The sequence below is a fragment of the Mesorhizobium sp. M0678 genome (assembly GCF_040320505.1).
Lineage (GTDB): Bacteria > Pseudomonadota > Alphaproteobacteria > Rhizobiales > Rhizobiaceae > Mesorhizobium.
Map to the genome: position 1 here is coordinate 1 of NZ_JAMYPT010000039.1, position 22,626 is coordinate 22,626.

General features: G+C 59.1%; 24 protein-coding genes and 4 pseudogenes. 17 read left to right on the forward strand and 11 right to left on the reverse strand.

The features are described 5' to 3' along the window. Window positions 1–823: 823 nt before the first annotated feature. Together NKI29_RS31530 and NKI29_RS31535 are read right to left on the reverse strand one after the other, a co-directional pair. A pseudogene (locus NKI29_RS31530) lies at window positions 824–1,025 on the reverse strand (transposase); the annotation flags it as partial. A gap of 118 nt (window positions 1,026–1,143) precedes the next feature. Then, a complete protein-coding gene (locus tag NKI29_RS31535) occupies window positions 1,144–1,482 on the reverse strand; it encodes a hypothetical protein (RefSeq protein WP_352798468.1) in 339 nt (112 codons plus the stop codon). 1,064 nt (window positions 1,483–2,546) lie between these two features. On the opposite strand from NKI29_RS31535, the gene NKI29_RS31540 reads away from it, so the two are divergent. Both NKI29_RS31540 and NKI29_RS31545 read left to right on the forward strand, forming a co-directional pair. Beyond that, window positions 2,547–2,858, forward strand: a complete 312-nt coding sequence (locus tag NKI29_RS31540) for a PilZ domain-containing protein (RefSeq protein WP_352798469.1) — start codon at window positions 2,547–2,549, stop codon at window positions 2,856–2,858. Window positions 2,859–3,236: 378 nt separating this feature from the next. Continuing rightward, window positions 3,237–3,419: a hypothetical protein gene (locus NKI29_RS31545; protein ID WP_352798470.1), complete on the forward strand. Its 183-nt coding sequence runs from the start codon at window positions 3,237–3,239 to the stop codon at window positions 3,417–3,419. Window positions 3,420–3,558: 139 nt separating this feature from the next. On the opposite strand, the pseudogene NKI29_RS31550 reads toward NKI29_RS31545, so the two are convergent. Continuing rightward, window positions 3,559–4,218 (reverse strand): annotated as a pseudogene (locus tag NKI29_RS31550) (exodeoxyribonuclease III); the annotation flags it as partial. A gap of 430 nt (window positions 4,219–4,648) precedes the next feature. Between NKI29_RS31550 and NKI29_RS31555 the strand changes: the two are divergent. Genes NKI29_RS31555 through NKI29_RS31565 form a run of 3 tightly spaced genes read left to right on the forward strand, consistent with a single transcriptional unit; the run spans window position 4,649 to window position 5,661 of the window. Continuing rightward, window positions 4,649–4,810, forward strand: a complete 162-nt coding sequence (locus NKI29_RS31555) for a hypothetical protein (protein WP_352798471.1) — start codon at window positions 4,649–4,651, stop codon at window positions 4,808–4,810. A 12-nt stretch (window positions 4,811–4,822) separates the two neighbouring features. Beyond that, window positions 4,823–5,182 carry a hypothetical protein gene (locus NKI29_RS31560; protein ID WP_352798472.1) on the forward strand — a complete coding sequence of 120 codons (360 nt, stop codon included), beginning with the start codon at window positions 4,823–4,825 and terminating at the stop codon, window positions 5,180–5,182. Continuing rightward, the gene (locus NKI29_RS31565; protein WP_352798474.1) at window positions 5,179–5,661 is read left to right on the forward strand and encodes an ImmA/IrrE family metallo-endopeptidase; all 483 of its coding nucleotides are present in this window, start codon (window positions 5,179–5,181) and stop codon (window positions 5,659–5,661) included. The genes NKI29_RS31560 and NKI29_RS31565 overlap by 4 nt, the downstream gene beginning before the upstream one ends. Window positions 5,662–5,699: 38 nt before the next feature. Here the strand turns inward: NKI29_RS31565 and NKI29_RS31570 are convergent, their stop codons facing one another. Further along, entirely contained in the window at window positions 5,700–6,680 is a 981-nt protein-coding gene (locus NKI29_RS31570; protein ID WP_352798475.1) for an IS1595 family transposase, read from the reverse strand. A gap of 581 nt (window positions 6,681–7,261) precedes the next feature. Next, entirely contained in the window at window positions 7,262–7,444 is a 183-nt protein-coding gene (locus NKI29_RS31575; RefSeq protein ID WP_352798476.1) for a DUF3606 domain-containing protein, read from the reverse strand. Window positions 7,445–7,844: 400 nt separating this feature from the next. On the opposite strand from NKI29_RS31575, the gene NKI29_RS31580 reads away from it, so the two are divergent. Continuing rightward, window positions 7,845–8,048 (forward strand): CsbD family protein, encoded by a 204-nt coding sequence (locus NKI29_RS31580; protein WP_352450279.1) that lies wholly within the window; start codon window positions 7,845–7,847, stop codon window positions 8,046–8,048. A 1,162-nt stretch (window positions 8,049–9,210) separates the two neighbouring features. On the opposite strand, the gene NKI29_RS31590 is transcribed toward NKI29_RS31580, so the two are convergent. After that, on the reverse strand, window positions 9,211–11,760 hold the full coding sequence (locus NKI29_RS31590; protein ID WP_352798478.1) for a caspase family protein: 2,550 nt from the start codon (window positions 11,758–11,760) through the stop codon (window positions 9,211–9,213). An 860-nt stretch (window positions 11,761–12,620) separates the two neighbouring features. Between NKI29_RS31590 and ligD the strand changes: the two genes are divergently transcribed. Both ligD and NKI29_RS31600 read left to right on the forward strand, forming a co-directional pair. Further along, window positions 12,621–14,390: a DNA ligase D gene (gene ligD, locus NKI29_RS31595; protein ID WP_352694293.1), complete on the forward strand. Its 1,770-nt coding sequence runs from the start codon at window positions 12,621–12,623 to the stop codon at window positions 14,388–14,390. A 503-nt stretch (window positions 14,391–14,893) separates the two neighbouring features. Further along, the gene (locus NKI29_RS31600) at window positions 14,894–15,178 is read left to right on the forward strand and encodes a DUF982 domain-containing protein (protein ID WP_352694291.1); all 285 of its coding nucleotides are present in this window, start codon (window positions 14,894–14,896) and stop codon (window positions 15,176–15,178) included. A gap of 482 nt (window positions 15,179–15,660) precedes the next feature. Here NKI29_RS31600 and NKI29_RS31605 read toward each other — a convergent pair whose 3' ends face one another. Together NKI29_RS31605 and NKI29_RS31610 are read right to left on the reverse strand one after the other, a co-directional pair. After that, entirely contained in the window at window positions 15,661–16,026 is a 366-nt protein-coding gene (locus tag NKI29_RS31605) for a low affinity iron permease family protein (RefSeq protein WP_352694289.1), read from the reverse strand. 140 nt (window positions 16,027–16,166) lie between these two features. Then, complete coding sequence (locus NKI29_RS31610) at window positions 16,167–16,328, reverse strand: hypothetical protein (RefSeq protein WP_352726368.1); 162 nt, start codon at window positions 16,326–16,328, stop codon at window positions 16,167–16,169. 232 nt (window positions 16,329–16,560) lie between these two features. Here NKI29_RS31610 and NKI29_RS31615 point away from each other — a divergent pair, with 232 nt between their 5' ends. Next, window positions 16,561–16,728, forward strand: a complete 168-nt coding sequence (locus NKI29_RS31615) for a hypothetical protein (RefSeq protein WP_352694287.1) — start codon at window positions 16,561–16,563, stop codon at window positions 16,726–16,728. Between the two features lie 530 nt (window positions 16,729–17,258). On the opposite strand, the pseudogene NKI29_RS31620 reads toward NKI29_RS31615, so the two are convergent. After that, window positions 17,259–17,551: pseudogene (locus tag NKI29_RS31620) on the reverse strand (DUF1236 domain-containing protein). 226 nt (window positions 17,552–17,777) lie between these two features. Here NKI29_RS31620 and NKI29_RS31625 point away from each other — a divergent pair. From NKI29_RS31625 to NKI29_RS31655, 7 genes and pseudogenes are all read left to right on the forward strand, one after another. Beyond that, window positions 17,778–18,038, forward strand: a complete 261-nt coding sequence (locus NKI29_RS31625) for a DUF2269 family protein (protein ID WP_352756874.1) — start codon at window positions 17,778–17,780, stop codon at window positions 18,036–18,038. Window positions 18,039–18,205: 167 nt separating this feature from the next. After that, a complete protein-coding gene (locus NKI29_RS31630) occupies window positions 18,206–18,976 on the forward strand; it encodes a hypothetical protein (protein WP_352725718.1) in 771 nt (256 codons plus the stop codon). Next, window positions 18,973–19,368, forward strand: a complete 396-nt coding sequence (locus NKI29_RS31635) for a phage holin family protein (RefSeq protein ID WP_352694281.1) — start codon at window positions 18,973–18,975, stop codon at window positions 19,366–19,368. The genes NKI29_RS31630 and NKI29_RS31635 overlap by 4 nt, the downstream gene beginning before the upstream one ends. Beyond that, complete coding sequence (locus tag NKI29_RS31640) at window positions 19,365–20,276, forward strand: hypothetical protein (RefSeq protein WP_352694279.1); 912 nt, start codon at window positions 19,365–19,367, stop codon at window positions 20,274–20,276. The genes NKI29_RS31635 and NKI29_RS31640 overlap by 4 nt, the downstream gene beginning before the upstream one ends. Before the next feature lie 182 nt (window positions 20,277–20,458). Next, a pseudogene (locus NKI29_RS31645) lies at window positions 20,459–20,509 on the forward strand (hypothetical protein); the annotation flags it as partial. Between the two features lie 118 nt (window positions 20,510–20,627). Then, on the forward strand, window positions 20,628–20,969 hold the full coding sequence (locus tag NKI29_RS31650) for a phage integrase central domain-containing protein (RefSeq protein ID WP_352798482.1): 342 nt from the start codon (window positions 20,628–20,630) through the stop codon (window positions 20,967–20,969). A gap of 3 nt (window positions 20,970–20,972) precedes the next feature. Beyond that, entirely contained in the window at window positions 20,973–21,527 is a 555-nt protein-coding gene (locus NKI29_RS31655) for a tyrosine-type recombinase/integrase (protein ID WP_352798479.1), read from the forward strand. A 47-nt stretch (window positions 21,528–21,574) separates the two neighbouring features. Here the strand turns inward: NKI29_RS31655 and NKI29_RS31660 are convergent, their stop codons facing one another. Continuing rightward, window positions 21,575–21,835: a hypothetical protein gene (locus tag NKI29_RS31660; RefSeq protein ID WP_352694276.1), complete on the reverse strand. Its 261-nt coding sequence runs from the start codon at window positions 21,833–21,835 to the stop codon at window positions 21,575–21,577. Window positions 21,836–22,001: 166 nt separating this feature from the next. On the opposite strand from NKI29_RS31660, the gene NKI29_RS31665 reads away from it, so the two are divergent. Further along, entirely contained in the window at window positions 22,002–22,268 is a 267-nt protein-coding gene (locus NKI29_RS31665; RefSeq protein WP_352694275.1) for a DUF6894 family protein, read from the forward strand. Window positions 22,269–22,446: 178 nt separating this feature from the next. On the opposite strand, the gene NKI29_RS31670 is transcribed toward NKI29_RS31665, so the two are convergent. After that, on the reverse strand, window positions 22,447–22,626 hold a 180-nt coding region (locus NKI29_RS31670; RefSeq protein ID WP_352798480.1), incomplete at its 5' end, for a hypothetical protein.

Genomic DNA, 22,626 nt, shown 5'->3' on the forward strand with positions numbered 1-22,626 from the left:
GGCTGCTGTAATACCAATAGGAAGTCTCGATACCGAGGCCCGCACCGCCGACGACAATCGGCAAAGACAGAGCAAAAATAGTAGCAACGTTGCCGCTCTCGCCTGTTTGTCGCAGACGGCTAACAAACCGCCTCAAGATACGGGCACCCCATTCCATGGAAATATTTAAGCCAGGATGAATGAAGGAACGACTAAGGATTTCATTCCATTTGATATGGGCACTCTTTAGCCCCGACCGGCACAAAGTCCGGCGACCGCATTCGGCCAGCTGCTCGGCGTTGGGCGCACCCGAGCGACCCGCGAGCGGCTATGGAAGCGGCGCCAGGAGCATGCCGGGCCGCCGCCAAAGGGCATGAAGCGCCCAGCCACCCAATGGGTCAAGCCGGGGCTGATTGGCCGCGTAAGCATGTGCACCGCGAAGAGGGTCTACGCAACGCCTCGCTGCTGGACTTCCGGGATCAGGATTAGGGCGACACCGGCCATGCCGCGCCTCACCCTTGGGCAAAGCCGCCTAGGCTTACCGCAAAGCAGAGTTGAGTTGTCGCAACGCCACCTGGGCGGCCGATAGCCTGTGCTTTTCGAAGATCGCTAGCTTCTGCTGATAAGTGATCCGCACCTTGGCGTTGCACCCGTGGCATCTGAAGTGCGCGATCGTTCTTAGTGCAGAGCCTTTCCTTACTGCCGGATAGGAGCAATCCGGACAATTGAATGTGAGCGCAACATTAGACAAGTCTTTGGCTAAACCCATTTTCAGATCGTGTCCCAGGATGTGGTGGAGCTGACGGCTTGCTCGCCGCGCTCTCCGGCATGGGGGCCGGGATGATCAGCGTGCCACCGCTGGCAGGCTGATGAGCGGATCATCGCTCATTTGGCTGATGGTTTCCAGTGTCATGTATCTGGCTTGGACGGCCCATTCGTCGTTCTGCTCAAAGAAGGAGCGCGCGTACGAGGTGGACGATAGCGTCGTTGGGCAAGATGCCGACGACCTCGGTCCGCCGCTTAATCTCGCCGTTGAGCCGCTCAATCACGCGCAGAGTTCCTGGACTGATGCTCGGCTGCCGGCAACTTGCTCGCCAGCCAGGCGGTGGTCGGGGAGACTGGCCAGCCACACGCTGGTGATTCCAACCTGTGCCGATGTGCCAATCAGCAACCTTCGTCGGTCTTTTTCACCTGGCCTGGCGCGGCGGTGTTGGCTGTCGTGTCCTGCTGACGTGGCGCCGCCTGCTGAGCGCTCCCGGTCTGCTGGCCGGGCGCGCAGTCTCTGGCCGAGTTCGGATTTGTGGTGCCGCTGGTGGTGGTCGTGTCGGTGCCCTGATCGCCGGACATGTTGGTCCCGCTGCTCGTCGTGCCGGTGCCCTGATCCGTCGTGCTGGGCATGGTTGTCGTGGTCGAGGTTCCGCTCGAAGTTCCGCTCGTCGTCTGGGCAAAGGAAAGCCCGGCCGACAGCGCCAGCACGGCCGAAGCCAAAAGGGTGCGTTTCATCTTCTTTCTCCTGTCTAAATGCGCGGGGTGCGCTGTAAATCCAACAGGCCCGCAGACAGAAAGAGTGTTCCCCGATGAAGCTCAACTTTTGTAACTCTGACAACGATGAGCCTTTTGAGACGATTCATCGCCGTTGGCTCCGCTGCGGCATGTTTGCCTTCGGTCTCCTTTGCAGATTTGCGCAACGATTAGACCGAAAATAGTCGCGATTTCGCCCGTCGGTTGCATTCCGGCCTCGAACACGTTATTTTTGACGCTAGCGTTCCCGGGGGGGAAGGTGGATGAGCATCGTCCAAAGGGTCGGTCCAGTTCTAGAACAGGCGATTGCCGCAATCCTCAACAGGGCGGACCGGGGGGACACCGTCTCGGTTAAAGCCGCATTATACCACGTTCGGCAGTCTGCGCCTGATTTGACAGTATGCGACGACCATATAACCGAGGCTATCCTCGAAGTCGCTGCGGCCCTTGACCTGTTGGTGGCTTTCGATAGTCGCGAGTAGCCGATCCATCGAGCGTAGCGGTTTGATAGGAACGGCCCGGCAGCCAATCGGGGGGACCAGCGGCCGCTGGCGCTAACTAAGCTAGCGACAATTGGGTCGTTCGCCGGTTGCGCAAGTTATAGGCTATCTCATGCATCATTGCTTATTTGGTAATCTGATTATGTTCCGTTGCCCTAGCCGCCGGATCTCACGATCCAGACTCGGTTCCTTGCGTAGGTGGCCAGGCGCCGGCACCAGCCGGCTGGAGTTCATTGAGCCTTGATGCCGACCTTGGTCGAGAAGCCGCCCGAGGGCGACGCCTGGATACACGAGGTGGAGTTCGACGGCTACTGGGCCTGTCTGCCGGAAGGTCAGCATTTAGGTCGGCGTCGACCAGAAGCTTGGAACCGTGTTGATCGGCATGTCGGCAAACGCGGGACCTTTTCTAGATCATTGCCTTTTTCTGCGCGACCCGACAGATTCACCTGAGCATGCCCTGTAATGTCACGAAATAGGGCAACATGACCCATCCATTGCTGCGCGTCTGTGTTCGGTATTACCTAGGGGCGAATTGACATTTTATCGATGGCAAACACCGGGAACCCAGTTGATGAGAGATCCGACGAGCATCGGCGCGAGCGCCGCCAACGTGTGCTAAAGGGCGGGACGATCATCACCGGGATCCAGAATTCCGAGATCAGCTGCACCTTGCGCAATCAGCATGAGGGGGGCGCTGAGCTGAAGGTCGCGCCCGATGCCCGGGTTCCCGATCGCTTCTTGCTCTACGTGTCGGTCGATGGAGTTGCCTATCGATCGCAGGTTCGCTGGCGTTGCAACGACCGCATCGGCGTCAAATTCACCGGCACCGAGCCAAAACCGAAACTTCACTACGGCTGACCGACGGTAAGATGAAAGTCAGACTTTTTCTGGCACTCGCCAGTTATTTTTCATGTCCCGAACAGCACAAGTTGCACCGCACATTCTTGCCGAGGACAGCCTGGACAGGACGTGAACTGCGCAGCCGTCCTTGAAACCGCTTTCACGGCTCTCATTCCTCTTGCATCGAGCAAGGCTGGACGGCTGAAGAGACTGCCACCGCACTTTGTAACTTCGCCAAGAGACCACCTTGAACAGCTCAAGGCGACGACATCGACTTAAGTTCGCCTAGCTGTGCGCTGTTTTGACATTTCGACATCGCGGTGTCGGATTATTTGCATGCAAACGAGTGTTGCGACGCTATCCTCCCTCCTCAACGTAAGATTCTGGGAGGAATGTATGACTCCGCATGACCGACACGCCGTTGAAATCGTCAGAGACAAAGACTGGTCGGTTCGCGTGACGGTCAATGGCACCACGACCACCGTCCGTTTTACATCCGAGAGCTACGCGCGCTCGTTTGCAGATGGTCAGGCGTTCCGGCTGGGCGTTCAGGTGGCGGAGCTTAAGAAGGCAGCCTAGCTGCGCGCCGACGCGACCCGGTACAGTATACTCGTCAAACGCCGCTTCGAGTTCGCTCGTGCAGGCGACATCGCCCGGCTGGACAACAGCTTCCCGGTCTGGAACGGCGCGCCAAGCCTATCATTTCGAGAGAATCCGGTTAATCATCAGTGTTCCTCGCGGTTCGATAGAGCTTGATCCAGGCCGGCGCATGGTCGCTTGGCTTCTCCCAGCCGCGCATGTCGACATCCACGCCGGCACTGCGCAGCCGGTCGGAAAGCGAGAGGCTCACAAGGAGATGGTCCATTCGCAGGCCCGAACTCCGATCGTAGCCGCCCCAGTAGGAGAAATTCCAATAGGTGTAGATGCCCTTCTCCGGATGGATGCGCCGGACGCCATCGACCCAGCCATCTTTGAGCATTTTAGCATAGGCCTGCCGGCATTCCGGGAAATAGACCGCATCGCCCAGCCATCGCCTTGGCACCACGGCGTCGATTTGGGTTGGAACGACGTTATAGTCGCCGCAGAGAACACTGGGTGCCCCAACTTCGAGCAAGTGCTGGCCGTAGTTGATGAGGCGATCGAACCAGCGCAGCTTGTAGTCGAACTTTGGGCCAGGCGCTGGATTGCCATTGGGCAGATAGAGACAGCCCACAACGACCCCATCCACCTCGGCCTCGATATAGCGGCTGTGAGTGTCGTCAGGATCGCCAGGCAGGCCGCGTCGGCGTTCCACAGGCTCCATTCCTCGGGCCAGGATCGCCACACCGTTGTAGGATTTCTGGCCGTGCCAGATCGCGCCGTAACCCGCCTCTGTGATCCATCGATAGGAAACTTGTCCTAATTATATACGTGACAAAGTATGGCCGATGCGGCTAGATTGTTATCCGCGTGACAGGCCGGCGAATCAGTAGGAAATCGCTCGTCAAGGGGTTGGAAAATCGCTTGACATGATTCATTGTGGATTCGGTGGAGGCGGTGGGGATCGAACCCACTAGACCTAAGGTCGGAAGCCCGGACTAGCACCAAGCCGCCCCCACTACGACTTCCCCGGATGGCTCGGGGAAGAAGGCACCCGTAGCGGGGTGCGCCATCCAGCGACGCCCGGTGGGGCGGGGTGTGAGACGCTTTGCGGGCCGACTCACCCCCTCCATCGCGCTGGAACCTCGATTCAGATGGGAGACTGGTGATTCGAGCAAGGGCCGGAGCCGAAAAACCGATTCGTTTCAGGGCTTTCTGGGGATAAAGGCATGAACGGTGGAAAACCGGCGAAAGAATCCGACGAAAAGCGCTTCAACGAGACGCTGAAGCGGATGCTGAAGACGCCGCCGAAGCCTCACGAATCTACGAAGCAGCCAGAGATTGATTCAAGGTCGGATAAAAAGCAGGATAAGGTCAAGCGTTCCAAGTAAGCGGTTGACCCAATGCGCGCCTCTACCGTCATCGTAATTCTCTTTTTCCTTTTGACCTTTCTGCTAATGTGGATTGGTTATGGAGCTGGTGCCATTGTCATTGGCGACGGTTTCAATTTAGCCGTTCTGGCTCTCACTGCGGCAACGTTAGTTGTGACAGGAGTCGGCGTGGTAGCTGCTATTCTTGCTATTTTCGGATTTCAACAAATCAAGGAAGCGGCTATTTTGGCTGCAATAGAAGCGGCTCGGATCGAGGCAACGGCGATAGCGACCTCGGTCGCCGCTCGCGTGGCAAGGGAGGTTCCGGCGTCTGACACAAGCGACAAAGAGGCCGCCGACCTAGTGGGCGCCCTTAAAGCTGGTGACCTATGATGATCGAAAATATTATGGTTGATCCCTTCGAAGTTATAGCGCGTTACCAAAAGGCGCCTCCTGTTAATCTAGATGGGATCGCTGATGAACTCGGCCTGCGTGTCGTCAATTTGCCTCTGGGTGGGGAAATTGCTGGCCAAATAATGCGCGACGGTAGGGGGCGCTCCGGGTACTCAATCCTTCTCAATTCGACACAGCACCCAAATCGTCAGCGATTTACCTTCGCCCACGAGATTGCCCATTTTGTTTTGCACCGCGATTTGATCGAAAGCGGGATCGTTGACGACACCATGTATCGAAGCTCTCTAAGCAGCTTCTATGAAGTGCAGGCGAACAAACTTGCGGCAGACATTCTGATGCCTATCCGCCTAGTGAAGAAGTATCGCGATTCATTGGGTGGGGATGTAGCGGCGCTAGCCAAAAAGTTTCAGGTGTCCCAAGCGTCAATGCAAATCAGGCTGGACGGACTTATAGGTTAGCCTTTTTTCGTAGGCGCATTAGCTTACGGGCCTTCTGCTTAGGCGTGACCGACTTCACCAATCCGCCGATACGTAAGGCGCTTGCCTTCGATCATTGCAAGCAACTGGTCGTGGCGTTCGGTGTCGGTGATCTTAAGCGCGGTGCGGCGATTGTAGCGGAAATCGAACTCGGCGAGGTAGCGGTGCAAGTGAGCCTCGCCGCAATGCTGATAGACGCCGACCATGCCGCGCTTGAAGACTGAGAACACGTTCTCAATGGTATTCGAATGGATGGCGATCCCGTCCTCGTAGCGGACATATTCGCCGTCCGAATGCTTCGTGGTCTTGTGGGTAGCGAACTCGCCGCCGGTCTCTGTGTAGAGGTTCGACGCGTCGGTGTAGAGGATGGTATCGCGCGATACGTTGCGCACCAGCACGTCACGGACGGTTGCCTTGGTGGCGTCGTTCAAATGAAACATGCGGGCTTTCCCTCCGCGCTCGACCAGACCAACGACAATGCGCTTCTCGCGACCGCCGCCCTTGCCCTTCTTGGTAAAGGGACGGCCCTTGCGCTGTGCTGAAATGCGAGGGGTTTCGCGCTTTCCGATGTAGGTTTCGTCGGCTTCCACGGTCTTGCCAGCGCCGCCAATAGGACCAGCAGAAGCAACATCCTCTTTCATCGCTTCGCGAATGCGGTGCGCCATAAACCAAGCGGTCTTGTAGGTGACGCCAAGCATGCGGTGAAGCTGATGAGCGCTCATGCCCTTCTTGGATGAAGCCAGAAGAAACGTCGCCAGCAGCCACTTGTTCAAGGCGATCTTGGAGCGCTCGAACACGGTGCCGACAGTGACGGTGAACTGCTCGCGGCATTCCATGCAGTTGTACAGGCCGGGGCGATGCGCCTTGCCTTCCATCTTGGTGATGCGGTCGGGATTGGCGTTGCCGCAATGCGGGCAGTTAGGACCATGCGGCCAACGCTGCGCTTCCAAATGGATGCGGGCGGCGTCGGCGTCTTGGAAGATTGGAGAGTCGAGTTTCATGACTGATACCGAAAGCTGTCGGATTGATTACCGCGACGATTGCGCGCTGGTCACTGTCACTGTCCGCCTAGAATACTGTTCAGAGCGTCCCGAAGGCGGCGAAGCTCGTCAAGAGCCGCCTCGTTCTCCGGAGTTTTCCCGCGTAGCGGCTGCGATGGAAAGATATGTATGTCGCACTCTCGGTCCTGATACGTCACGTTCAGGCCAAGTGATGAAACCTCGTCGCTATGGGGCTGAATGCTGCGCCCGTTTACCATCCACACAACACGCTGCGTCATAGCAATCTCCTGTCGCTGTCAAAGGTACGGATTGCATCGTGCTTTGTCAAGTATATAATTAGGTCCTCCGACGTCTTCGATTCCTGCACGCAAACGATATTGTATTCGCTTTCGCCTAACCACTTCAGGAGCACAGGTAATCGGCCGTTGACGCCGTTCACATTGAAGGTAGCGATGCGAGTCATGTGCGTGCCCCCTCATGAGGACCTCGCGGCAGCCGGTCATAGCCAATGTGGCCTATCCCCTGCGCTGAACCTCGAGCTCCTGATGTTGCAACTTCGCCAGCGTCTGTGCGGCCGAGCCTCACTTCCTGCCCAGCTTGTCGTCGACTTTCTTGCGAGTGTTGGCGACCGACTTCACCGCCGACTTGACGTCAGCTTTGCTGGCGCCGGTTTTGCTCGCCTCATACTTCATTTCGTGGTCCTGCCCACCAGCGACCCTTGGCCGGTCCTGGTTGCGTCCACGCGTTGTGCCAGTGTTCGCCATTTCTATCTACAACAATCGCCGTACCAGTCCCCAGACAACGTTGCCGGACTCTTCCGGTTCAATCGTGGCGACGCGCGCGGCACGGAGCCAGCTCCCAGGCAGGGTATCGAATGAGGCCCATGTATTCGGATCCGGCACGTCGCTACCGCGGGGCGAGCCTAGCGGCTCGAAGCCTGGGTGGGCGATTTCGACATGGATGATCATGCGCAGGACAGCCGTGCTCCTCTCGCTCAACACGTCACGCTCCGCTCGGGGAGGTCGACGCGTCCCCAAAGGCCCACCATCTCCTGATTGGCGTCGTCACCTTCCCAACTGGAGACGTGAACATCAGAGATCTTCGTCCCGGAACTCCCTGGCCGGACGACCGTTTCGCCTTGTGCAAAACAATGGAGGATATGTCATGGACTGGAATCGCGTCGAAGGAAACTGGAAGCAGGTCAAGGGTAAGATCAAGGAACAGTGGGGCAAACTTACCGATGATGATCTTGATCGCATCGCTGGCAATCGCGATCAGCTCGAAGGCAAGATCCAGGAACGCTACGGTATCGAAAGGGACCGCGTTCGGCAGGATATTGACGATTGGTATGATCGGCAAGTCTGGTAGGATCGCATCACGCCGTCATCTACAGGAAGAGGTGCTGTTCACTTAACGGCGCTCCTTGGTGCGCTGGCAGTTGCAAGGTCAACCCGGCTTGTGTTGAGACAGCCAGCGGTCTGACCCAGCCGCTGCGATTGTAAGGCGCAGACGGACTCGCATGTGAGTTATGCGCTGACCGGCTGCCGTCCGGCTTTCCGCGATAACGCCGTAGGCGCGAGCGTGGCCGCTGTTAAGTTCTGCGGGCGGCGGACCTGATGTCTGCTCGGCCGGCGCCTCCCCCAAGCTCCCAAACGGGCAGCGGCAATCTCGTCTATGCGACAGCAATAGCCACTTGCACCGACAACATGCAGCCAAATCCAGCATAGACAGCAAGTAGCCCAACAGCGTTCCCCAATATCCTTGTGGGCGTTCTCGTCGAAGTGGCTGACCTCGCCTCGAAGCTCAAGTTCGCCACGATCGATAGGGAAGGAGCCAGTCCTGGGCGATTTTTCGAGCTTGCTCGACCGTCAAATCACCGGACTTCCCGATCGAGGGTTTACGGCGGACGCCGGCATTGGTCCGGTATTGCAGCATGACGATCTTGCGCCCGGCCGGCGTGACTCCCTCACGAAGGCAGTCAGGTCTCATCGTCAGAGCTAGCGGGTCAGCCTCGTCCCGGAAGGCATGACGCGGCAGCAATTGAATCCTCCCCGCCTGCCTGACCGAGGCCTGAGGACGACTTCACCCATTTCCGTCAGAGGCCGGTTCTCCCTGCTGTCTTTTGTCGTGTTCGGCGGGATGTCGATGACGACTGGCAAGTCTGGTAGGATCAGAAAGCGCCATCGGACGCCAGGCTCATGCAATCCTTCTTCGGTCTGACCTGATCAACCCCAGCCGCCTCCCCCGCTTCCACCGCCACCGCCACCAGAAGGAATGACAGGCGCAGGAACAGGCTCGTCCTCAACCGGTATAATCACTTTCTTCGCGGTTTTTTGTTTGCGAACGGGCTTGACGACCTTCGGCGGAGGCACCCGGCGGAGAATCTTCGGCTGGGGCGTTTCGACCAGTGGCGTCGGTTCAACTCTCGGAACCAGGGAAGTGCAGCCCATGAGGCCCGCCAACAAGCCGGATAACGCTGTTCCAAGTATTGCGTGTTTCAATACTCTGCTCGCCATTGTCTCCTCCTTGGTCAGAACAAGTCCCGACGCGGATTGGCTTCTTCCCAGACTCGTCTGGCCGCCTTAACCAGTTGAGTGTCTTGTGAACCGGACCCGGGAAGCTTCGATTTCAGTTCCTGTCGCAGTTGCTTCAACGCCGCTGTTTTTGGCTTCGGTCCGAACTTTGCCAGCGACCTCTGGGCGTCCGGCAGTTCCTTGCGCACGTCAAGTGCGGCGGCAAGCGCAAGGAAGCGCACGGCAAGGGCCTGATCGGCCTTATCGCCCTTTTGCATTTCGAGGGCCGCGCGATCGTAAGCTGCGGACGGATCACCCCGAGCGATCCCAATTTCGAAGAATCTTTGCGCTTCTGCGAGGCTCCGTCCCACCCCGACACCATCCCGATACATGCGTGCGAGGCTGCCGGGCGCATACGGCTGACCGAGATCGATTGCCTTCTGAAATAGCGCTAACGCCGTTTTGGGGTCCTTTTCCACGCCCTGCCCGGACAAGTAATTGCGCCCGAGCAGGTTCATGGAATACATGTCCTGCCGCTGGACACCGGCTTGCAGGAAGGCAACAGCGCGGGCCGGGTCAGCGGTTACGCCGTTGCGGCCCTCAGTGAAGATCGCGGCCAGATCGTTCATGGCATAGGTGTGCCCCATCGCTGCCGCCTTGAGCAGCAGGTCCAAACCCTTGCCGGTGTCGGGCTTGACGCCATACCCATTGAACAAGGCGCGACCCCACGACGTCATTCCGTAGGGATCGCCTTTGTCGGCGGCCGCCGCGTAGAGGGCATTGGCCTGGGTGCGGTCCAGGGCCACGCCGGCTCCGGTCGCATACATGTAGCCGAGTTCGAACACGGCGCGTACATGTCCCTTCCTGGCCGCCTCCTCGACGGCTGTCTTGGCTTCTTCGACCTTGCCTGCCGCAAGCAGCGCCCGCCCCAGTTCGTAGCGGAAGCGCGGGACTTCCGGATAAGCCTTTACCGCGGCCTCGCAAAGCTCAACCGCGCTAGCGCCAATTTCATTCGGCAGCAGGCCGGGGCTGACGCCTTGCAGATCGAGAGGTTCGCCGGCAGCCGTGTCGCACGGATTGATCGTCGGCGACAGTTTCATCGTGGCGGGCTTTGATGAGCTGCTGTCCGCCCGGATTTCGAAGCCGACCTCGACCTTGGTTTCCGCGCCGATCTGCGGTTCATAGCGCAGCCGATCGACCTCTCCGGCCATCAGGCTCGACTGCGGCGACAGGGTTCGATCGGGCAGCGAGAGCGTTCCCGTTGCCGGATAACTCGATACTTTAAGGCTGACGGCGGGATCATCGGTCGGGAAATCCAGATTCAGCGCAACTGGACCCACGCCCACGGGAACGTCGATGTCGCGGTTCTCGATCGCCTCGGCCGCACCGGTGATATGAATGCCACGCTCCAGCACCTGCTGCTTCTGCTCGGCCTCGAGCGAAGCCATGATCTGTTCGCCTTGCGCGCCTTCACCGCTCTTGACCCGAAACACGACGATGCCTTGGGTCTGGCCGCCCCAGTTGTCATGCGTCGCATAGGCCAGCATGTCGACCTCTTCCTGCGGGGCGACTCCCTTGGGAACATCCATCTGCAGGCGCGGCAGATCCTTGCCCTGGATCGGCACGCCCAACTCAACAGCCTTGCCGTCCAGCATCAAACGTCCCAGGCCGGGCGGTCTTTCGATGCTCAGGGTAATCGTGCCACCATCGACATCGACCGGTTCAGGCAAGCCCAAGTCGACGGGTCCGACTCCTGACAGCACCACCTTCTCCAGCACGGGCGGCAGCGATGGTCGATTGCTGCGGCGCATCAGGACGACTTCGTCGATCAGCGATGAGTTCTCCCAGGGAACCTGGAGGCCGTTTGTGGCCTCGACCACATCGCGGCGCACCGCCGCCATCACGGTGCGGATCTCCTGGTTCGGGGCCAGCGCGCGACGGGAAAACGCCGCCGAAAACGGGCTGAGTTCGCCGGCGCCGTCATAAGCCGCCGCCCCGGGTTCGGTGGCAAAGGCAATCAAGGTGTTCAGCGAGCTTCTCACCTGTGCGAGCCCGGTATTGCCGGCAGTGATGAGCTGGTCTCTCAGCCAGTAATTCTTGCGTGGGAACGGATTGTTGCGGCAGGCATCGAGTATGATCACCTGAATCTTTGATTTCGAGCGTAACTGTTCCAGCACATCGTTGAGCTTGATGGCCTGGACTTCGATGTCCGCCGCCTGCTTCAAGGAGGCATCGACCGGGATCAGAAAATTTTCGCCGCCGATCTGAAAACCGTGGCCGGAGTAGTAGACGACGGCCAGTTCTGCGCCGTCTGCGGCGGCAAGATAGTTGCGGAACTGCTCCTCGAATTGCAGCTTCGTCAGATCGCTTGCGACGAAGACCTCGAACCCTGCCAGTCGAAAGGTTTTTGACACGTCCTCGGCATCCTTGGCCGGGTTCTTGAGTGCGGGGAATTGTCGGTACTCCGAGTTGCCGATGACAAAGGCGACTCTTCGGTCGGCGCAAGCGTCAAAGGTCGTGAAGCTCGCGAAGAGGAAGGCTGCGATGATTCCGCAAAGTCGGAGCATGGCAATTCCCTTGAACGCTATTGCCTCGCCCACAAGAACACGGCATGTGCTAGCAAGGTCCGTCAGAGAGCATGCAATCCGCCGAGACAGAAAGAGAGAAAAGCCGTCGCGACGGCGGGCATATTCCTCACTTGATCGAATACTAAATTACATCAGGGACCGAGTGTCTGCAACGTCTGTCACACCTCCAGGCTACCGCCAATCCCAATTCCGCCACTGATATCGGGAGGAGCAGCTGCGGGAGGCGAGGATTGCGGCTGCGAGTTTCTGGCATTTTTTCGGCTGGGAACACCCTTTGCTCCGCACGGGGGCGACATCGCAGGCGACACTTGCTCGCCTGGGCCTCTGCAGTAAGGTCACAGGCTCTTTGCAGGCTCGGCCGGAGTGCAAAAAGAGCTTCCCCAGAAGTTCAACGATCGGCTGGGTGGCCGACGTCATTCGCTTAGTGTTCTTGTAATACGTGCTGAGAGCATGGAGCGAGCCCTTGCCGCAATCTCCGTCGAGGTCATGCGATAACAACCTGGGCGGCGCGAGCCAACTGACCGGAACCGAAAATACCGAACGGCGTTGAGCCCGGGTCATCGCCCCTCGCCTTCTGCTGCGATCAGCTTGCTATCCTCGGCCTTGGGACGGGAGTGCATGAGAGGTTCGAGGTTGCGACCGACGCAGCTAGTCCGCCACACATCGTCGGCCATCGCATCTCCCGCGTCGAGGCAAAGATCACGAACTGGAATCTTCGCCAAAGGACAGTGCGGTCCACCGAAGATCTGAGGGCCCGCCCAACTTTATGCAACTTTCCTAAAATGCCCGGAACCGAGGCTCGTCCTGCGGCTTGAGTCGATTTCTGGAGTCGCAGATTCATGAGTAGCGCAAGGGACCGGCTTTCCTTCATCGAGTTTCAATCACCCACCCTGGTGGCCAAAGCTCCCGAAGACGGCGAATGGCTTCACGAAATTAAGTACGATGGTTACCGGACCCAACTCATCGTCGAGCGAGCAAGAGCACGAGCCTTCACACGTCGCGGCTACGACTGGTCGCATCGCTACAAGAGCATTGTCCAGGCCGCGGCGAACCTGCCGGTGAAGTCTGCGATCATCGACGGCGAAGCCGTTGTCCTCGGCGAAACGGGTCTGCCGGACTATCAAGCCTTGGAGCGGGAGTTGGGCAACCCGAACTCGCCGAGGCTTATCTTCTATGCGTTCGATCTGCTGCACCTTAACGGGCGCGACCTTCGCCAGCAGCCGCTGGTTGAGCGCAAGGCCGCACTGGAGAAGCTGCTGAGCGATACAGCGCCAAAATTGATCTATGCCGAGCACCTCAAGGTAAGCGGCAGCGCCATGTTCGCACAGGCCTGCAGGATGGGCCTGGAGGGGATCGTGTCCAAGCGCGCGGATGCGCCCTATCGCTCCGGCGTCCAGACGAGTTGGGTCAAGGTCAAATGCATCAAGAGCGACACTTTCCCGATTGTGGCTTTCGTCGAGAAGCTCGGCGCCCGTCCGCGCCGCATCGCATCGCTCTACATTGGCAGGCGACAGGACGACCGGCTGCTTTATGCAGGCAAGGTCCAGACCGGCTATACGCTTGAAGCATCTCAACGTCTTCGCGAGCGGCTCAACCCCCTGATCATCGACAAGTCGCCGCTGTCACTGCCTGTCGACAAGCCCAAAGCGACCTGGGTCAGACCAGACGTTCTGGCGGAGGTGCAATTCACTGGCGTGACGGATCGCGGCATCTTGCGCGAGGCGGTGTTCAAGGGATTGCGCGAAGACCTCGTGCCTATCCCGGCAAAACCGCCCGCACGGTCGAAGCGACGGCTGGACCGGAACCATGGCGTCCCGCGCGAGAACATCCTGCAACTGCTGCCCGATGCGGTCTCACCCTCCAAAGAAGAGCTCGCCGGCTACTGGGAACGGGTTGCCGATCAGGCGCTGGTTCATCTTGGCCGGAGGCCGCTGAAGCTGGTTCGCCATGCCTTGGGGGCCATCTTCTATCACAAGGGACCGCTGCCGGACATTCCCGCAGCAGTGCACCAATTGCGGGTCCAGAAGCGCGAGGGTGGTGAAGGGGTGCGCGTGTGGGTGGATGATCTTTCCGGTTTGCTCGGACTGGTCGAAATGGACGCCGTGGAGCTTCATCCCTGGAACGCTACGGTGGACGACATCGAGCATGCCGATCGCGTCGTTCTGGACCTCGATCCCGGCGAAGGCGTCGAATGGTGTGAAGTGATCGATGCCGCTTTGGCGCTGCGCGACATCATGGAGGGGGCAGGTCTGAAGAGTTGGCCAAAGGTCACAGGCGGCAAGGGGATCCACCTGATGGCCCCGCTTCAAACGAAGATCACCCACGAGCGCGCCCGGCAGCTCGCAAAGTCCCTTGCTCAGTGCCTTGTGCATGCTGATCCCGATCGCTATTTGCTGTCGGCCGATCCGGCAGCCCGAAGAAGCCGGATTTTCATCGACTATCTGCGGAACGGACGTGGCAATACGGCCGCTGGCGCCTTCTCCCCGCGAGTGCGGCCCGGCTTCCCGATCGCGCATCCTGTGACCTGGAGCCAGGTTGAGCGTGGCATTAAGCCGGACGCCTTCACGATCAGCCATCCCTTCACGGCGGCCAAGAAAAGGGCAGCGTAGCGTGTCGAGAGCCGCCAACTTGCGCTCGCAGCCCACACGCGACGGAAGGCCCGTCTGAGATTCCTCCGCTGCATATGTGGAGCATTGCGCCTCGCTGCATCCTCAGAGTAGTTCCGATGCGGCAGGGTGGCTTACCCAACCCAAGCGGCCTCACATTTCTGTCGAATGCAGCACGCTGTGCTTTCACGAGCGCGTTGCGCGCCTTCTTCTCCGGTGACTTGACTGCCGATGGAATTGTTGTCACGGCTGCGGCGCGAGCAGCTCGTTTTGGTTTGTCCGCCGCAGTTGTTGTAGGCGTTTCTGCCTTGCGCCCCAGCCCTATTGATTTTGCCAAGGCCGAGCGACCCGCCAACGGGCGTCATTTGAGTTTAGGTTGCCCCGAGAAGAGCCTGTTCAGTCTCAATTGCATCGGGTAGCGGGGCTTGAAATCGCGAAGATGCGCGTTCATGCAACCTCCGCCCTTTCTTCGCGTTTAGCCGCGTTCAACCCTGGCGAGCGAGAAAATGCCGGCGTTCATTCCGATTACAATTTACCTGAATTGCAAGCCGATGGTGGTTGCATCAATATCCGATGCTGCGAAAGCCCTTGAACAACCCTGGCCACACGTGGCCAAGCCGCAGCGGCTCGAAGCCGTCCGAATGATCAAGGAATGCTTGGCCGGTCATTGCAACCAACAAGCTGCGATCGATGCCTTCAAGGCGGCCGCAATCGAACAGGGACTTTTTACCCAAAGGCCTCCGAGCGTAGGCCTCACGAAATTCGACGCGGTTGTTAGAGACATGGTGTGAGCCCATACTGCTCTCGCCATCTGGACCGCTGGCAGGCTTCGCCGGCCATCGCTATGCCGACGAATTCCGCGGCGTCGGCATTCTCTTGAGAATGCGGCAGCGCTCGACGGCGGTGCGCTTCCACATGGCGCGGTCAAAGCCGGGAGACCTGAACATGGCTTGGAAGTGCTTCCGCCAGGTCGGCGAAAGATGCACTCCCACCGAATACGATAGGCCGCTATGATTTTCGACATTGCGACCGCGGCACAACCAGTCGAGCTGCGCCCTAGCGGCAAGTCCGGCGAGCCCGCTCGCGTCCATCCCGGTTTGCAACAGCCAGTTTTCTTGCCGACTACCAAACAATGCGCATACGTTAGATTAACCGCCCTCCGCTTACGCTTACCGCTGCCGCGCATCTCGTGGCGCTTGGCCGCCGCTGGCGGGACCTTGAGCGACCGCGTCCTGCTGGACTCAGCTTGCCCATGATGGCTTTTGAGTAGCGCTCACGCGCCAGAGACTCCCCCGTGCTTGGTTTCTCGATCAGCCGCAGCCGCTTCCATTTCGAGCCGCGCCAAATGGGCCTTGATTTCCTCAGGCTCGGCGTGCTCCAGCCCTACGACATTGTTCCTCGTTTCCTTCAATGCAACGATAATCTCATCGAGCTTGGCATGGATGGCAGCAGTGTCGCGATAACCCTGGATCAGAACAACGCCGGTAATCACAATCGCTGCTACTGAAAGCGCATAGGTGATTACGCTTGTTAGGCCGAAAGGGACCATCGCAGTGCAGGCTATCATGGCCACGATGATCAGATAAAAGCCGGGCGGCCGGGACAAAAAGTCAGCAACTACAAAGAGAAATCGGTTCATGTGAATCCCGGTTGGGCCTCGATCTTGGGTGCTCGTCAATGCGGTCCGAGATGCGGACGGCTCTCGCCTATGAGCCAGCGGAATGAGGCTCCGGGACTGCGCATGAACAGTTGCTGTGCAGTCGTCCCTACTTTTTCCACTTATGCGGGAACGTCATCCTTTCCGGATAGGACGCGAGGGTTGGCACGAGAGACGCCGTCGTTCATTCCCCCTTTGTGGTTCTTCTCGGACTGGCCCCTCGCGTCCGCCTCTGGTTGCGGCTTGCCGGCCAGCTCTTTTTCAAAACGGGTGTTTTTCGACATGGCTCTCTCTCCATTGAGAAACGCCAACTCGATATGAGGAGCAAAGTTCCGCGGCCGGAACCAACCTCGTGCAGATTGCTTAGTCACCTGCTTCCGCTTTTGTACTTCGTGCCCGGAGGCGGTGATTGCCGGCAGTTGCCGGGATCGGTTGGAACTCACAGCACGAAAGCTTGCTCTCGCGCCCCCAAAAGTGACAGATTAGCTGACTAACTGATTCACGCAGTCAGACTGAATGGCAAAGCAGAAACGAAAGCTCGATGCGCGTCAGGTGCCACCTTCTCCAGAGGAGACTCAGGAGGCCGCCTTCTATGCGCGAAAATGCGGGCTGACGACGGACGAGGCGCTCAAGTTGATCCGCAACGCAAAAGTGCTCACCTCGGCCGCCGTCAGATCCTACTAGGCTCGCAGTGTTCGGACCGCTTTCTGCCGTGCCTCTCGCTGGCGCCTCAGTTCGTTGCGCTTGGCAGCCAGTGGAAGTCGTCATGCCCCGATGAAAGGATCTTGGCGAATGTGCCGTTTGCGATCCATGAATTAAGGCAGTGCGCTCGCCCGCATCTTGATCGTAGCCGAAACATCTCTGATTTCACGGGTGTGGCGCAACATCCAGATTTCGGCCCTTTCGCTAGTCGCATATCGGTATGGCCTAGTAGTCGCCTTCGAACGACTCAGCTTCGCCATGGCCAGGAAATCGAATTCCGGGCAGGACGGCCTCGACTTCGCAAGGCCGCGTCGGAGCGCGCGCTGGATGCGTCAGAATGACGAAGCTGTCGACCTCATCTCCTCATGGCTGCTGGCATGCCGGAAATTCGTTGGCGGAATGCATGAAACCCCGATTCCATGTTCTCATTCTGCTTACGACCGCGTCGATCCCGGACCCACGCGAAAGTCCGCCGCACCTTCGGCACGGCGGGCTTTGGTAGAAAAATCAATCTAGACCTTAACAATCCTGCGGGTACCTGGGTCAACCAGAACGGTTCGTCCCTCAACGACTACATAGCGGTACTGAACGTCCGGGACTTCGTACAGCTCGACTGTGTCGGGCAGAGCGGCGCCAATCTTGAGCTCAACACCGGGAAGCTCAGCGATGCTATCGGTTTCTTCTTTACATACTCCCGGATCACCGTGTCCTGCTCAGGCTGAATGATGACATCCTGAGCGGCGACCGCTCCGACACCTACGAAAAGAAGGATTCCTGTCGCAGCAGATAAAAATTGCTTTCCTATATAGTCCTCCAAACGAGGCAACCTTCCGCTGCGGTGCTTGATGGTCCCGCACGGGGCTACTTACCTGAACGGGCGGAAGGAATTGTTGTTCCGCTGGCGCTGAGCAACCCCGCGGCCGGCCGCCACGATGGCTTGGTTCCTTCGTAGAAAGGAGCTTTTAGGTCAGGACAATCGGGATGTGGGCATTCTTCACAGGGACAGGGCTGGTCGCCAGCGGTGCCAAAAGATGCACAAGCTGGCGTCGCAAGCCGCCGCTGCAGGCGCACCGTGGCCGCCGCGCTATCATCGGTTTTTCTGGCTGTCGGTCGCCTTCGGCTTCCCCGCCTTCGCTGCCGTACTCGGGATCTTCTGGCTGGTAATAGCTCGCCCAGCAATCGAGTCGCAGGCAGGGCATGCTGCGATCACGCGCAGTCAAAGCATTTGCGGAAAATTCCCGCCCCATGCAGAGCGAATATCCGCCGGAACGGGCCTATTACCCTCGCGTTAACGGTGATGACGTTCTCCGCAGATGTCTACCGCGCCGCCGGCTTTGCTGTTCTGAGAGAAATGCCCGTTAGTCGCACCGGAGTCCGGTCGCCGATATCATTCTAACGGCGCTCACTGCCGTGGGCATAAGGCCCCCTTCAGGCTGGTTAGGCGGAGCTTACCAAAAAAGTGCTGTTCGAACGGAACACAGAAAGCGCAGGCAAGTTCGGTGGGCAGTGGAGGAGATTGCGCCATGAACAGTGTCATTTATCTCATCGGCCTTGTCGTCATCGTGCTTGCGATCCTCTCCTTTCTCGGATTCCACTAGGAGATACCATGCAGGACCAGGACGACCAGGGCCGTCAGACGGCCGATTTCGAGGCAGCCAAAAGCGAGCTTTCGGAAAGACTACAACGGGAAAAGCAGACCGCGACAGAGGCGCTCCACGATGCTCGCGACGAAATCACTAGGAAAGCCGCCGATTACGCCTCGGAAGCAAAGGAAGCGTTGTTCAACAAGGCGGAGGGAACGCAGCGCGACGTGAGCGCCAATCTGAAGGCTTTCAGCGGCGCCTTGCGCGCGGCCAGCGAGCATCTTGCCAATAGCGATCAACGGACCGCTTCGAAGTTGGCCCTTGACGCCGCAGGCGGGCTCGAGCGGCTTTCGTCGTCCTTGAAGGATAAACCGTTCGACGAGGTGCTTGGTGAGATTCGGTCGTTCGGCCGCGACAACTCGGGGGCGCTGATCGCCGGTTCCGTATTGGCGGGCCTGGCGCTGGGACGGTTCATCAAGAGCTCGCCACCATCTGCCTCGACCGGGACACCGGTCCAGCCGGGAACAGGCCAAGCATCCGAAACGGGTTCGAACTCGCGATCGGCTGAGGCACTAGAGCCGACGCCGCTACGATCCGATCAGTCCGGCGACGACTGGGCCAATGCAAGGGTGGAGCAAAACCCATGACCGACAATCAGGACAGTCGCAGCCTGACAACACTTGTGGGGGATCTCGCACAGCAGGTCACGACGCTGCTTCAAACCGAAAGCAGGCTGTTGCGGGCTGAAATTTCGGAAAAAGTGACCAAGGCGGGCGCTGGCGCGGTTGAGGTCCTGGGAGGTGCCATTTGCCTGCTCGCCGCCCTGATTGTGCTCTTGCAGGCGCTGGTAATTGCTTTGGCGAGCGCCGGGTTGGGGGCGGGTTGGTCTTCGCTGCTGGTCGGAATCATGGTGGCGATACTGGGGATCATACTCTTGCGCACCGGCACGGCAAGCATGGCTCCCTCGGAGCTGACGCCCGACCGCACGCAAGACCAACTCAAGCGCGACGCACGCGTGATCAAGGACCAGATAAGATGATCGACAAATCCTCAGCCGAACTCGAACGCGATGCCGACATTGCCCGAGCCAAGATAACGGACACCGCAGACTCGATCCGCAGCAAGATGACACCGGGTCAGCTGATCGACGAATTCACCGGGATGTTCACCGGTGAGGGGGCGGCCATGCTCAGCAACCTCAAGGCTCAGGTCAGGGACAATCCCCTGCCCCTTACATTGGTGGGCGCCGGCCTGGCGTGGCTCATGCTCGGCAAAGGCACTTCGCTAGACAGTTCAGCGCCAGGCGCGTATCGGAGCAGGCCATCTGGGGGCTCCCGCAATTTCTCCGACCGGCAGAGCTTCGGCGAGGGCTGGCATGAGTCGAGCAGCGAGTACAATGGTCCCGAAAGCGAAGCTGCCGGAGGCGGCTCCATGCTCTCAGATGCCGCTGATTCGGTGGCTTCGGTAGCAGGCGGTGCTACCGAAGCTGTTGCAGACCTTGCGAGCGGGGCCAGAGAAAAGTTGAGAAGCACGGGCGGACAAGTCGCCTCGGGCGTTAGTGATGCGGCTGCACAGGCGCGCGAGTCTGCGCTGGACTTGTTCCAGCGCGAACCTCTGGCAATGGCTGCGGTCGGCCTCGCCGTGGGCACCGCCATCGGTGTGATGCTGCCCCACACCGCCTCGGAAGACGAGCAACTTGGCCGCTACAGCGACGAGCTCCGTGAGAGTGCCGAGGTCGTCCTCGAGACTGGCATGGAGCAAGCCAAGCAGGTCGCCGCCGAAGCCTATGAGACCGTAAAGGAAGAGGCTGACCGCCAGGGCGCCAGCGGCGACGAGACGCTAGTCGACCGCGTCGGCGAACTGGTAAAGAAGACGGCAAGCAAAACCGAGGAAGCTATTCGCGATCGTTTGCCGGAGACGGACGAGCCTCCCAAGACTTCGTCATAGCGCTGCCGCCGGTTTTCGTGGTGCGCTGGCGCAGCTGTTCTTGAGGTCCACCTAACTAGCGTTTCAGCTATTCCGTACCGTCCCCTGCTTCTTTGAAAATATTGGGCTTCTGGATTTATTTGTCTCGCACTGTCCGGCCCCGTCCCGTACTCATGTGGGCTCGTGACGGCAAGCGGCGTGAAATGGGCTTGGGCGCCTATCCCGTCGTCACACTTGCAAAGGCACGAGCGAAGGCCACCGAGTGCAGGTCTGCGGTTGAGGAAGGCCGCGATCCAATTGCAGAGAAAGCGAAGGAGCAGAGCCGACTTTCGGGGACTGCGCTGACAAGTACATCGCCACCATCAAGTCCGAATGGCGGACAAGCACGAATATCAGTGGAATCAGACGCTCACCAGTTTCTGCGAGAGCATCCGGCCGAAGCGGGTTTCGACAATCACAACCGAAGACCTTCTAGAAGTTCTTGCGCCCATCGGGCAGGCCAAAGCCGAGACGGCATCGAGGCTTCGCGGGCGTATCGAGCGCGTTCTAGAGTTCGCAAAGGTGAAGGGCTGGCGCTCGGGAGAGAACCCGGCGGCATGGCGCGGCAACTTGCGGAACCTCTTGCCGAAGCGCCAGCGGTTGCAGCGAGGCCATCAGCCGGCAATGCCGTATGCTGAAATCCCCGCGTTCACGGCTCGCTTGCGGGAGGCATAGGCGATGGCAGCTCGTGCGCTAGAGTTCACAATCCTGACTGTGGCCAGATCCGGCGAAACGTTTGGCGCGACGTGGAAAGAAAACGATTTTAAGGGAAAGCTCTGGAATGTGCCGAAAGAGCGCATGAAGGCCGGCGCCCCGCATACCGTTCCGCTATCGATCGAGGCCCTGGCGATTCTGGAAGCCCTGCACGAGCAACGGCAGGAGGGACAGGAATTCATCTTCACCCGTGACGGTGAGAACCCTCTGTCAAATATGGCCATGATGATGCTGCTTCGGCGCATGAAGCAGACGGAAATCACAGTTCACGGTTTCCGCTCTGGTTTCCGGGATAGGTGCGGCGACGCCACAAGCTTCTCGCGCGAAGTTGCGGAGGCCGCCCTGGCTCACAAGGTCGGGGATGAAACCGAACGAGCCTACCGCCGGTCTGACGCGCCCAAAGGTAGTGCTCATGGCCTCTGCCGCCACTGGCGATTCACTTGCGAGGCGATCGAGCAGCGCAAAGAGATTGCCGCGTTGGTAGCCGAGGCGCGGCGAACAGCGGCCGCTGTGATATGAATGGACCTAGTTCGCCAATCACACAGCGATGCCCGTGCCCCTAACCTTCAAGTCGCACGACCCAGAGCGGATGAAACTACAGCCGCTTCCGTTCCCGGCAGTTCGAACAGCATGGGCAGATGGCGACACTCGGCTTCGTCCACGATCAGCTCCTCAATAGTCGCGATGGAAAGATGGCTTTTGAGGCGCAGCCGGACAACCGCCGCGAGTTTGTGAACGGGGACCGGTACCGCCCCGGCGTGATGGGCTAGCAGACTATTGATCTCAGCAACTACCTTTGGATCGACGACGTGGGGCAATGGCAGCATGAGAGCACTCCTTTCGGAAGTAACTCTAAGCCGATCAGGGCGATGAGTCTGGCGGCGTACGTTTTTAACCAAATGCGCGGACATCATTGGACGTCAGATCACGCTCGTTAGCGGTTGCGTGCATTCGAGCGGCGGGCGCCGGCTGCATAGCCAATCGTGAAGCAAGATGAACCTTTCCCGCATTATTGTGTTTGGAGGGATGCCTCGCTTTTTCTTCGACTTCACCGATACCGGGCAAGTCTTCCGCGACGTCGAAGGCACAGATCTGCCCGATCTCGAAGCTGCAAAACAAGAGGCGGTGAGAGCCTTGGTCGAGATCACCACAGATAAGCTGCCGGATGGCCCCTATCGAGAGTTTGTGATGAAGGTACCCGACGAGAGTGACCAGACGTTCGCAGACGCAGTGCTCAAGTTTGAGCTGCGGGAGCGCTAGGGGTCTTCAAATGGTTTCCGCCTGGGACAAGTTTGACATAGTAACTGCTCGATTGAATGAGCGCCGCGCCCGCGCAGACATCGAAGACCTTCGGCAGACCATCGGCGAAACCCGCCGTGTAATCGCAGCGGCCCGTAAGCTGTTGGACCGGCTAGCCGTAGGCCACGGGGCCATCTCGTCAGAAAGCAGCTCCTCCCGCCCTACCTAGGCGCTGCTGATGCCCGCTATGCGGCTCAGTTCGAATTTGACCACGATTGTCAATGCCGCTCGAATTTTCCCCAAAAGTGCCGAAGTAAAATTCCCCAGTTTCGCCGCTCAGGCTGTTGCGGAAGGGTGTCCATTTTTCGGCGGCCGGCCG